This window comes from Amycolatopsis sp. NPDC041971 (assembly GCF_055588925.1).
Window position 1 is genome coordinate 312,060 of sequence record NZ_JBVJCE010000007.1, and the last position, 11,440, is coordinate 323,499.

An 11,440-nucleotide genomic window follows, 5' to 3' on the forward strand; every position below is an offset into this window, starting at 1 on the left:
CCCCGTAGGCGGCAAAGGCGGCTCCGGCCAACCAGTCGACCTACGCAAAATTATGAAAAAGGACACACAACCCCAGCAGACACAACAGAAAACTCAAGAAACCAAGACAGAAAAACCGCAAGACAAAACCCCACCACGCCCCAGCATCCCCGTAGGTGGCAAAGGCGGCTCCGGCCAACCAGTCGATCTACGCAAGATCATGAAAAAGGACAAAAACCAGGACCCGAAGGACCATGTCGTCGGCAACGTGCTCGACGAGGCCCGGGAAAACATCGTGGATGGTTTGGCGTCGATTCCGCCCGCTATCAAGGGCTTCGTAGACGCGAACCAGGACGCCACGACGTGGTCCGAGGCCGATCCGAACAGTGCTGAGTGGCGCGCGGCCAACCAGCGCATCCAGGAACGCGGCAAGGCGATCGAGGACGTCGTTCGAAACCCGGGCAAAGTCGTGGACGAGGTCGTCCGCCCGTACAAGGAGGACTGGAACAGCGACAAGCCGGAACGTGTCGTCGGCCGCGCGGCGGTTGACATCGGCACGATGTTCATTCCCGGTGTCGGCGTCAGCAAGAGGGCGCTCGACGCGGTCGAGGCGCTGCCCGGAGGGCGTGGAGCTGATCCGGGCATCAACGTCAGACCGAGCCCGGACAGCGACCCCGGGAAAGGATCAGCGACGGCAAGCCCCGCACCTGACGATCTTCCTCCCCGTCCGGACACTGTCCCCGAGACACTGAACCACCAGAACCCGCCCGATCGAGCCGGCAGTACATCACCGGCCGGCACTCAGGGCGCCAAGGCGGGTACGACCGCGCCAGGGACGACTTCCCGGTCACCGAACGATGGCGACCGGCGCGGCAGCAGGGTGCTTCCGAACCCGGTGACGCAGCTACCCACGCTGCCCCGGGCCAACTCCTTTGCCCACCGCCCAGCCGACACATCCCAGCGGGACACCGACACTCCGTCCTCGCGAACGTCCGACGGCGGCGAATCCAGGCAGCGGCCGAATGCCCGCACGCCGGAACCCCGAAAGGGCGACTCCCCCGAGGCACGGGACACAGACAACGCGGCGACCCAGTGCCCCACCAACAGCTTTGTGCCCGGCACTCTGGTGCTGATGGCCGACGGAAGCCGCAAACGCATCGAGAACATCAAGCCCGGTGAACTGGTCACAGCCAGGGAACCGAAGACGGGAGCGTCGGGAGCGCGCCCCGTCGCCGCATTGATCACCGGTTCGGGACAAAAGGATCTCATCGAGATCACCGTCGACATCGACGGCATGGCAGGTGACAAAACCGGCGTGCTCGTCGCCACCGACGAGCATCCGTTCTGGATCGAGAGCGAGCGGCGCTGGGTCGAGGCCGAGGACCTCGCGCCCGGACTACGTGTGCAGACGCCCGATGGGCGCGCGTTGGCGATCACCGCAACCCGCCTGAGCACGGCGCAGCGGACGGTGCACAACCTCAGCGTCACCGACATCAACACCTACTACGTCCTCGCCGGTAATGCACCCGTTCTCGTTCATAACGCCAACCGTCCCTGCGGTGTTACGTCCGTGCTCAACCAAGACCCGCTTCTGGTGAAGGCAGCTGAGTCGGCAGGCAGGAACCAGCGAATTCAGAAGGAAATGGATGACTTGGTACGGCAGTTCCGCGACGGAAACACGAATCCGGGCCTGGGAAACAAGGCCCTCGAGGGCACGGACATCCAGTACCTCAGGGGGCGAAACGGCGGGCGTGTCTTCTTCCGCAATACTGCTGAGGGGATGCAGATCGTCGGCAAGGCCGACAAGACGAATGAGTCGCGGGTCATCAAACGCCTCAAGGAACTCTACGGTGGCTGATCATGTATAAGCGCACAGAGAACGGTTTGAAGCTGGAACTGGAGCTGGGCGGTGACCCCCTGGAGGCGTGCGAAAACGCCGACGGCTGGGTTACCTTGCCTGACGACTCCAGGTGGACGGCGACCTTTCTGAGCTACGCCGAACTGGGACGGATCCTGGACCGGTGGAAGGTGTCGGGTGAATGCCTCAACGGCACCTACTTCACTTGTCCCGACTTGGTTCTGATCCGCGAGCCGGGAGTTAGGAACATGTTTTCGGCCGTTCAGGACCTGGTCGCGGACGGTGGTCATGCCTTGGCGTTGGGCAGGGTCAGCTAAGGCGGCCACCCGCAGGCTCTTGTTTCGATCCCTAGGCGATCGGCCGAATGCACAAGCCGCCGATGTACTGCGGAAAGACCGTTCCTGTACCTAGCCGGTTACGCTGAGCAGGTGGCATGATGAGCCGAACGGTCCAGCGGGATCGACTTCGCAGGGGGCAAGGTGAGCAAGTCCAAGGCCGGGGAGGCCTTCGAACTGATCGCGGCGAACATCCAAGGGGTGATCCGCGGCAAGCCGGAGGTCGTCCGGCTTGCCGTGGCCGCGCTCTTCGCCGAGGGGCATCTGCTCATCGAGGATGTCCCCGGCCTCGGCAAGACCACGCTGGCCCGCTGCCTCGCCCGCAGTATCGGCGGGAGCTGGAGCCGGATCCAGTTCACCCCGGACCTGCTTCCCGGCGACATCACCGGCGTCACCATCTACCACCAGAAGGACGAGCGGTTCGCCTTCCACCCCGGCGGCGTCTTCTCCAATATCGTCGTCGCCGATGAGATCAACCGTGGCACCCCGAAAACGCAGTCCGCGCTGCTCGAGGTGATGGCCGAGCGGCGGGTCACGGTCGACGCCGTCGGGCACGAGGTGCCACGGCCGTTCCTCGTCATCGCCACTCAGAACCCGATCGAGATGGAGGGCACCTACCGGCTGCCCGAGGCCCAGCTCGACCGGTTCCTGATGCGGCTTTCGGTCGGCTACCCGGATCTGCAGTCCGAGGTCATGGTGATCATGGGTGATTGCGCCGGGGTCTCCGCCGACGACCTGCCTGCCGTGGTCGACATCCCGATGTTGCTGGACGCCATCGCCGAAGTCCGCGCCGGCCACCTCGACCAGGCTGTCTGCGAGTACGCGGCCCGGATCGCCGCGGCCACCCGCGTGCATTCCGCCGTGCGGTTCGGCGCGAGCCCGCGCGGCAGCATCGCGCTCGTCCGGGCCGCGCAAGCGATCGCCGCGACCGGAGGCCGCCAGTTCGTCACCCCCGACGACATCAAGGAAGTCGCCGTCCCGGTTCTCGCGCACCGGCTCGTGCTCACCGCGGAGGCCGAACTCAGCCAGCGCGGCCCCGCGGACATCGTGGCCGAGGTGCTCGCGGCCGTCCCGGCGCCGGCGATGAACCACGCGGGCCGCTGACCATGCGGCTGACCGCCCGCGGCGTGGTCTTGCTCGTGCTGTCGGTACTGCTGCTCGCGGTCGCCGAATGGGCCGGCTACCCGCTGTTCCGCGTCATGGGTGCGGTCGGGCTCGCCGCGGTCGTGGCCGCGGTCGTCGTCACCGCACGCGGCCTGCGCGTCGACGTCTCCCGCGAGATATATCCGGACCGCGTCGAACGCGGACGCCCGGCGCTCGCGAAGTTGACTGTCCGCAACGTCGCCGGGCGTCGCCAGCGCGGGTTCGACGCCTGGGACAAGGCAGGTGCCGCCGTCCAGACCGTCCGCGTCCGGTCCCTCGCCCAAGACGCCGAAGCCACCTACCGCTACGAGCTGCCTACCGGACGCCGAGGCAGGCTCCCGGTCGGGCCACTGACGCTGCACCGGGTGGACCCGTTCGGCCTGGCGAGGAACCGGCTTTCCGCGGGCGAGACCGCGGAACTCTGGGTGCATCCGCGCCGGCATCCCGCCCGTGCCCTGATCGGCGGCTACCCGCGCCATCATCACGAAGGCAGGACGACCGACTCGCTGCGCGGCTCGCTCGACATTCGCGACGTCCGTGAGTACCAGCCTGGCGACGAAGTCCGGCACTTGCATTGGAAGGCCACCGCGCGGACCGGCCGGATGATGGTCCGCGACTACGCCGATCCGCAGCAGCCGCGATTCACCCTCCTGCTCGACACCCGCCGGACTTCTTTCACACCTGAGGTCTTCGAAGAAGCCGTCGACCTCGCCGCGTCGCTGCTGCACGCGTCCGCGATGGCAGGGCATCACACCCGGCTCGTCGGTTCCAGCGGTCTCGACCTCACCACCGCCGGCGGCCCGCTCGGTTCGCGGCTTCTGCTCGACGAGCTGTGCCAGATCGGCCAGGACACCGGGGAAACACTCGTGACGCGCGAGCTGGCGGCCGCACGTGATCAGGGCGGCTGTCTGATGGCCGTCACCACCGGCGGGCTCGACGGGCTGAGCGCTCTGCGGCCGCGCTATTCCTCACTGTTCCTCGTCGACTTCGCCGCGGCCGAGCCGATCGTCGTTCCCGGCGTCCGCGTGCTCAACGCCGCCGACGCCGCGCACGCGGTTCGCAGATGGAACGAGGTGGTGGGATGAGCCGCCCCACCGTCGCGTTGATCCTGCTGGCCGCCGCGGTCGCGGGACTGTTCTTCGCGCCGGTATTCGGCTTGACGGCGTTGCTCGTACCCATCGGCGTCCCGCTGATACTGGCCTTCGGCGTCACCGAGCTGTGCGCGCGCTGGGTGTCCTTGGCACCGTGGCGGGCGTTGTTGCTGTTGGCCGGGGGGCTGGTCGGTGTGGTCGAGACCGTGCTCTATTCGAAGACGGCCACCGGTTTTCCCACCGGTGCCACGTTTTCTGCGCTCGCGGACGGCGTCACCGAATCCTGGCGGCTCGCGCTGCAGTCGACCTGGCCGGCGCGACCGGAGCCGTCCACCCTACTGTTCGTCCCGCTGCTGGTGCTGCTGGCCGGGGTGCTCGGGGTCGAGCTGCTCCGGCTGAGGCGGCCGATCCTGGCCCTCCTTCCGAGCTTCGCCGTCGTGGTGGCGAGCCAGCTTTTCCAGGCCATGTCCGGGTTCACTGCTCTGTTCGGCGGCCTCGGGTACGCGGCTGTCGCGGGCGGGGTGTTCGCCCTGATGCCGCAAGCGGACGTGGAAGGGCACCGCAGGAAAGTGCCCCTGCTGGCGTTGGCCGTACCCGCCTTCGTACTCGGCATTGCCGGGGCGCTCGTCGCGAACCTGCTCGTGCCCGCGCCCGGTCCGGCGTACTCGCTGAAACAGGATCAGCTCGCCGAACTCGACGGCCGGGTCGCGAACCCGCTGGACGATCTGGCCTACCGGCTGGAACATCCGAACACGCCGGTGTTCTCCTTCCGCGGCGACGCCGACACCGACCGCTGGCCGCTGGTCGCTTTCGACCTCTTCGACGGCGTCAACTGGAGCCCCGGCAGCCGCTACCGGCGGCTCGGCACCGAGCTGGCTCCCGGTCCGGCGGTGGCCGTGCCCACGCACCGGCGGTCGGCGACGATCACCACGAGCGGTCTGGGCGGACCGTGGCTTCCCAGCCAGACGTGGCCGGCGGCGGTCGACGGGATCGCTCCGCTTGTCGAGGAATCGCAAGGTACGCTTTGGCTGCCGCACCCGGCCGACGGCCCGCAGAAGTACTCCCTGAGCTGGTGGTCACCGGAGATCAAGCCGGCGGATCTGCTCGACGCAGCGCTCGACTCGTCCGCTCCCGGCGGTCTCGCGGGCATCGGCGACGTGCCGCCGGAAGTCGGGCAGCTCGCCCGGGAAGCCGTCGGCGGCTTGCGACCCAGCTTCCGGATCGCGCTCGCGCTGGAGCGGTTCTTACGCGAGCACTATCGGCTGGCGACGGGAACCGACCTGCCGAGCGGGCACAGCTGGCCACAACTTCGGAAATTCCTCTTCGAGACCAAACTGGGTACGAGCGAGCAGTTCGCGAGCGCGTACGTCGTCCTCGCGCGGACGCTCGCCATCCCGGCCCGGCTGGTGGTCGGCTTCCGGACGCCGGACAAACCGAACGCCGACGGCAGTTACACCGTCCACAACGGCGATGTCGTGGCCTGGCCGGAGGTCGCCGTCTCCGGCGTCGGCTGGGTGGCGCTGGATCCGACGGGCGAGGCACGCGCCACGACCGGCAGCGCGAACAGCCTCGCGGCGGTGACCGCGCAGGCGCGAACGCAACTGCCCCCGGCCGAGCAGCTACAAGATCGGCCGCTGCCGGGCGGTGATTCCGGCACCGGAGACGGCGGCACCGAAGATGGCGGCTGGACGTTCCCGACCGGTCCGGTCCTGATCGCGCTCGCGGCGCTGTCGGTGGCGTGGTTCGCCGGGATCCCGCTGGCCAAGGGCGCGCGGGCGTGGCGACGGCGACGTCAGCCGGGCCTCGGCGCGGTGCTCGGCGCCTGCCGAGAGGCCAGGGACCGGCTACGCGAGCACCGCGTCCCGTGTACCGCGGGCATGACGGTCCGCGACCTGGCGGTGGCCGCGCACGGCATAGTCGATCAGTCCACAGTGGACGGACTACGGCTCCTGGCATCCACAGTGGACGTCGCACTGTGGTCGGGCGTGGGCACCGGTCCACACTCCGGTCCGCAGGCATGGGAAGCCGTGCGGGAAGTCCGGCGCGGCCTTGCTCGGCGCGGCCTGCGCGCCCGGATACGTGCCGCCGTGAACCCCCGCACTTTGTTGCCCGCGCACTCGTGAACGGCAAGTCGGACCGGTCTCCGATCACCGTGCCGGGGCCCGTGCCGAGACACGGCTGGTGCTGACGGCCTTGGGGATGTTGCCGGTGAACAGGTCTGCCCAGATTTCGATGCCGACGGCGAAGGCGGACTGCATCGCGATGGGCCACAGCATGCCCGCGTGGGACGCCGACGACTACCCGCCCATCCGCGCGACGCTGGCGACCAGCGTGCGCAGGCTGGCCGCGGCCGGGGCGGATTTCTTCGCGTGTCCCGACAACACCGCACACCTCGCGATCGAGGCCCCGGGTGACGATCTCGAGTTGCCTGGCCTGCACATCGCCGAGGTCGTCGCCGAACAAGCCGCACGCGACGGCAGGCGGCGGGTCGGCGTGCTGGTGACGAAATACACCATGGACAGCACGCTCTACCATCGCGCGCTCGGTGCGCACGGAATCCACGCCAGGTACCGCCCGAGGCTGATCGGGATCGCATCAACACCATCATCTTCGACGAGTTGGCCAACGGGGTGTTCACCGATTCCGCGCGCGAAGAATACCTTCGGGTGATCGAAGGGCTGCGCGACCGAGGATGTGACGCGGTCGCGCTGGTGTGTACCGAGATCCCGCTCCTCGTCACACCCGACGTCTCACCGCTCCCCGCCTTGGACTCGACGCGGCTGCTGGCCAGAGCCGCGTTCGAGGTTTCCGTCGGTAAGCGCGCACTCCCCACTTGGCGCGGCGGCGAACGCCCGCACCGGGCGGTCCGACCTGATCACTGACGCACGAGGGGCTCCAGGCGGCCTCCACCGAGCAGTACAACTAGTTGTTCACCACGCGCGGCACGATCATGATGCTCCTCTACGCGACTCCAACGTGTTCGCAACCGTAGGTGCCGCGCTCCCGACATCGCCTGTCACCATTCACACGAATTTTCCTGGGCAAAACTGGGGCGCGAGGGGGCCTCGAACGGTCTCAACCTGCATTTAGCAGCGCTGGACCACGGCGCTTTTCTCGCGATTTCTCCGTTCCCGCAGGCAGAAAGGCCCTGCGCACCTCACTGGCAGTGAGGGGGTCAGGGGTTCGAGTCCCCTTAGCTCCACAGTGACGAAACACCGCCCACCTGGCACATTGGCCGAGGTAGGGCGGTTTTTTCGTTGCGCCTCACTTTGGGAATTGGCACGACGAACTTCAGTTACTGTTCAGTAGCTGGAGCAAATCTGGAGCACGCCGTCCCATCCCGCCAAATGGGGTCACATCGTCTGCTCCAGCTATGTAACCCGACCGGGTGGTCTACCCATGACCCCGCAGCCGTGCGAACCCGTCAACGCCGATAAATTGCAGATCCCTCGGATTAAAAGCCAGCGGATTCAATGGCGACGATCTTGAAACACGTTTCAATCGCAGGGCCGCTACCAGCAGTTTTGCCTTCTTTGTGGTCACGTTCGCGTCTGCTAACGGTGATGCTGGGCTCCGTTATGTCTCCGTTCTTCCTGCTGTGCTCAAGCGAGCCCGCGACACGGGCTGACCTGGGGTTTTGCCTCGTTCGCGCGGGGTTCGATGGTTGGCATTAACGTCTGACCGAACGGGACGAAGGCAGGCGTGTGGAGGTTGGTAGGTGGATACGAATGTCGTGCCGCTGGGCGAGCGCATTCTGCGGTCCGTCCTGGATCACGTAGTTGCGATTGGTGATGCGGCGGAGACGAGCTATCTCGAAGCCAAGAGCACCGTGGACATCACCTCGAAGACGGGGCTGGTGAAGGTCGCCAAGTTTCTCCTGGCCTGCGCGAACCGGCTGCCCGAGGACGCGGCGCGGCACCTCAAGGGCTACGCCGTGCTGGTGATCGGTGCGCAGCTGGGCGAGGCGGGTGGTGTCGCCCGCGGTGCGGAGCCCCACGAGCTCGCGGACCGGCTCCGTCCGTACGTGGGTGCGACGTTCCCCGGTTTCGAGTTCGGCCGGATCGGGGTGGAGGGTGATCGGGAGGTGCTGTTCGTCGTCGGGCTGCCACCCGAGGACGGGCAACCGATCTATCCCTGCCACAAGGCGTACGGGGTGCCCGGGGAGGACCAGTTGGTCAATGGCGCGATCTACGTTCGCGATCACAGCAACACCAGGACCGCGAATGCCGGCGAGATCGTGGCGCTCGTGGAACGGGCTCGCGGTGTCCCGAGGCCTCCGATCGCGCTCGATATCGGTCTCCTCGGCTCGATCAGCCGGGTAGGACGGGTCGCGGAGGTCCTCGACCGGCTTTATGACCTCGAAGAGCAGAGGTACCTAGAGCCGCCGTCTAAGGAGAAGGCGCCGCCGCGGCCTGGCTTTGTCCCACCGGGGCTGTTCGGTGACACGGTGACGTCGACGGCGGAGGATCGGGCCGCGCGGATGGACGCGTGGAGGCAAGCACGCCCGGCGCACGTCGAGGCAGGCCGTGCGCACTTGTTCGGTGTGGCCTTGAATGGCGTGGGAGTGCGCGTGGTCAGCCGGGACCGGTTCGTCGCCAGACCGGAGATCGTCCTGACCTTTCACGACTGCGAGATCGTGGACTTCGCCGAGCGCGACGATGCAGACCTTTCGCGACTGGTCGAGCCAGTCCGGGGACGCGAGACTCCACACTGGAGCATGGTCGATCCGGTGGCCTCGCGGACCACCCCGCGCAACTACCCGGTGGACTGGGATCAGCGCGGCACGAACGCCGAAGTGACACTGACGCCGGCGTCGTTACGGCCGAACGTGGAGTGGAGCACCGATCAGGACGACTACGTGATCGTGGCCCGCGACCCGCAGACCACCTCCGTGCGCGTGAACTGGGTGCTGACCGAAGACAGCAGCGACCTGACCACGCAAGGCGAGTTGGCCGTCCCCGTCGGCCCGCTCGTGGACGCCGCCGAGCTGGTCAAGATGGCGTTCCTGAACGAGCAGTAGCGCCGGTCCGCACTCGGATCTGCGTGTGCCAGTCCGGACTGGTAGCGCGGATGCTCGTGCATGAGCGGGTGATCATCGCGCTCGGTCGGGCGGCGAAAGGATGCTGTCATGGAACACCTGTATTGGGATCTGGGCCCGTGCGTAGGCGCCACGTCCGTCGAGGCGAATTGCGCGGCGTTCCCCCCAGGGTGTGCCTAATGGATGATGAGGAGTACCTGGCATACCTCGGCGGCGGCGAGTACGAATACCACGGCGGCTACTGGGACATCAGCCCGACGAGCGCGAGCAGCTTTCCTGTCGGCACCGGAGGTGAGCGCCATGGGTAAGTCCGGCGAGTGGTCAGCGATGAAGATGGAGCCTTCGCGCGCCATGCGGGTCAGGTCGCTCTGTTTCTTCTTCAGCGCGTCGTAGTGGTCGTCGTCGGCGCAGTCAGCTCGTGCTCACTCTCCCTGGTCGGTTAAGCTACTTTTTTGCGCAACGTCGAACGCCGACCGAATGGAGTTGACGATGTCCGTTGCATGGTGGGCAATTGTTATTTCTACATGTTCGCTTCTGGTTGCAACAGGCGCACTTATTTGGAGCATCGTTTCATTTCGAAGATCCGGGGTTTCCGTGACGACCGAACTTGGGATTTTTTTAACCAAAAAGCCAGGAAAAGAAGATTCAGAAAATCCCAGAGATCAAATGATCAGCTTTGGACTTACGGTGCGCAATGTCGGACGACTGCCGATCGATATCTCCTCTGTGTTTGTCGCCCTAGGACACGCCCGCTTTGATGAGCCTGCCGGAGCTCCGTTCTCAAAGAGGCAAGGTGGACGACTGGAGGTCGGGTCGGAGAAGCACTTTATAACAACATTATCGGAAGCAGAAAAGCAGCTTCCGAACAGGGCAAATCCAGGCGAGCTCCTCTCCGCCCGCGCCTATGTTAATCTGGGGAACGGTAAAACAATACGATCCACCGCTATACCGCGAGTGTTAATAAGGGACGCTAACAGGGCAATCGATCCGGTTGACCTTAGTTACTAATCTTCGATATGTTCCTTCGCCGCGCCATGCGATAGAAGCCCTGGACGCGCCAGACATTCTCGGAAGTTGGATATGGCACCTGCGCGGGTGGGTTGTCCGTGCGCGCAGAGTCGATGAGTACGCCGCCGATACGAGTTCGGACGCTGTCGAGCACGAGCTGGCGACATTGCTCGACGAGTTGCCAAGCCTGCGCGCGGTCCTTGCCGCAACAGGCGATCTCCATGCGCGGGTGGTCGGTGATCCCGTCGTCTGAGCCGCCAACCCGCTGCTCGCGGATCAGAGGCGGGACCAGATCGGCCGGAATCGCGGTCACGGTGGGCGCGAGCGGTTCAAGCAGGGCCAAGAGCACGATCTCGACGTTGGGTATTCGCGTTGGTGGCCTTACCGGTCTGGTCGGTTGCGGTCGGCCGGGGCGAGATCCACGCTTTAGCGGTCAATCGCCGTGGTGCGACCTATGGGACCGTACGCGACGCAGAGTGGCGACCGCGGCTTCCGTGCCTGCTGCTACTTCCCGTTCCAGCTCCTCGATCTGCCCCTGCTCGGCTAGCAGGTCAACCAACCGGAGGGCAGCGTCCCTATCGCCATTGTCGGCGCGGGGGCGCAGTACCTGGATGGCATCCTCGACCTGCCCCTGAATGACCAGCAGGCCAGCCAACCGGAGGGCAGCGTCCCTATCGCCATTGTCGGCGCGGGGGCGCAGTACCTGGATGGCATCCTCGACCTGTCCCTGAATGACCAGCAGACCAGCCAATCCGACGGCGGCGTGCCCGTCGCCGTTGTCGGCGCGTTCGCGCAGCTGCTCGACCTGTCCCTGCTTGATCAGCAGCTCAGCCAACCGGGCGGCGGCGTGCCCGTCGCCGTTGTCGGCGCGTTCGCGCAGCTGCCCGATATGCCCCTGCTTGATCAGCAGCTCAGCCAACCGGGCGGCGGCGTGCCCGTCGCCGTTGTCGGCGCGTTCGCGCAGCTGCCCGATATGCCCCTGCTTGAT

General features: G+C 66.3%; 10 protein-coding genes and 1 pseudogene. 9 read left to right on the top strand and 2 right to left on the bottom strand.

Going from position 1 to position 11,440, the window contains the following annotated elements; translation table 11 throughout:
- The 9 genes and pseudogenes from ACZ6DT_RS17410 to ACZ6DT_RS17450 form a co-directional block, all read left to right on the top strand.
- Positions 1 to 1,837: polymorphic toxin-type HINT domain-containing protein (locus ACZ6DT_RS17410; protein ID WP_465595606.1), on the top strand; the 1,837-nt coding region annotated here is incomplete at its 5' end.
- 2 nt (positions 1,838 to 1,839) lie between these two features.
- The gene (locus ACZ6DT_RS17415; RefSeq protein ID WP_465595609.1) at positions 1,840 to 2,154 is read left to right on the top strand and encodes a hypothetical protein; all 315 of its coding nucleotides are present in this window, start codon (positions 1,840 to 1,842) and stop codon (positions 2,152 to 2,154) included.
- A 162-nt stretch (positions 2,155 to 2,316) separates the two neighbouring features.
- The gene (locus ACZ6DT_RS17420; protein ID WP_465595612.1) at positions 2,317 to 3,276 is read left to right on the top strand and encodes an AAA family ATPase; all 960 of its coding nucleotides are present in this window, start codon (positions 2,317 to 2,319) and stop codon (positions 3,274 to 3,276) included.
- 2 nt (positions 3,277 to 3,278) lie between these two features.
- The gene (locus tag ACZ6DT_RS17425) at positions 3,279 to 4,400 is read left to right on the top strand and encodes a DUF58 domain-containing protein (RefSeq protein ID WP_465465203.1); all 1,122 of its coding nucleotides are present in this window, start codon (positions 3,279 to 3,281) and stop codon (positions 4,398 to 4,400) included.
- Entirely contained in the window at positions 4,397 to 6,529 is a 2,133-nt protein-coding gene (locus tag ACZ6DT_RS17430; protein WP_465595615.1) for a transglutaminase TgpA family protein, read from the top strand. Before ACZ6DT_RS17425 ends, ACZ6DT_RS17430 begins: the two co-directional genes overlap by 4 nt.
- Before the next feature lie 151 nt (positions 6,530 to 6,680).
- Positions 6,681 to 7,288, top strand: a pseudogene (locus ACZ6DT_RS17435) (aspartate/glutamate racemase family protein).
- Between the two features lie 836 nt (positions 7,289 to 8,124).
- On the top strand, positions 8,125 to 9,426 hold the full coding sequence (locus ACZ6DT_RS17440; RefSeq protein ID WP_465595618.1) for a hypothetical protein: 1,302 nt from the start codon (positions 8,125 to 8,127) through the stop codon (positions 9,424 to 9,426).
- 197 nt (positions 9,427 to 9,623) lie between these two features.
- Positions 9,624 to 9,752, top strand: a complete 129-nt coding sequence (locus ACZ6DT_RS17445; protein WP_465595621.1) for a hypothetical protein — start codon at positions 9,624 to 9,626, stop codon at positions 9,750 to 9,752.
- 181 nt (positions 9,753 to 9,933) lie between these two features.
- Positions 9,934 to 10,452: a hypothetical protein gene (locus ACZ6DT_RS17450; RefSeq protein ID WP_465595622.1), complete on the top strand. Its 519-nt coding sequence runs from the start codon at positions 9,934 to 9,936 to the stop codon at positions 10,450 to 10,452.
- Here ACZ6DT_RS17450 and ACZ6DT_RS17455 read toward each other — a convergent pair.
- Both ACZ6DT_RS17455 and ACZ6DT_RS17460 read right to left on the bottom strand, forming a co-directional pair.
- Entirely contained in the window at positions 10,442 to 10,804 is a 363-nt protein-coding gene (locus ACZ6DT_RS17455; RefSeq protein ID WP_465595707.1) for a phage tail termination protein, read from the bottom strand. The two genes, ACZ6DT_RS17450 and ACZ6DT_RS17455, sit on opposite strands and share 11 nt — an antisense overlap.
- Before the next feature lie 81 nt (positions 10,805 to 10,885).
- On the bottom strand, positions 10,886 to 11,440 hold a 555-nt coding region (locus tag ACZ6DT_RS17460; protein ID WP_465595625.1), incomplete at its 5' end, for a hypothetical protein.

Excerpts from the sequence above, each read along its gene's own strand:
- ACZ6DT_RS17415 (WP_465595609.1), top strand. The coding sequence starts at position 1,840 with ATGTATAAGCGCACAGAGAACGGTTTGAAGCTGGAACTGGAGCTGGGC.
- ACZ6DT_RS17425 (WP_465465203.1), top strand. The coding sequence starts at position 3,279 with ATGCGGCTGACCGCCCGCGGCGTGGTCTTGCTCGTGCTGTCGGTACTG.
- ACZ6DT_RS17430 (WP_465595615.1), top strand. The coding sequence starts at position 4,397 with ATGAGCCGCCCCACCGTCGCGTTGATCCTGCTGGCCGCCGCGGTCGCG.
- ACZ6DT_RS17445 (WP_465595621.1), top strand. The coding sequence starts at position 9,624 with ATGGATGATGAGGAGTACCTGGCATACCTCGGCGGCGGCGAGTACGAA.
- ACZ6DT_RS17450 (WP_465595622.1), top strand. The coding sequence starts at position 9,934 with ATGTCCGTTGCATGGTGGGCAATTGTTATTTCTACATGTTCGCTTCTG.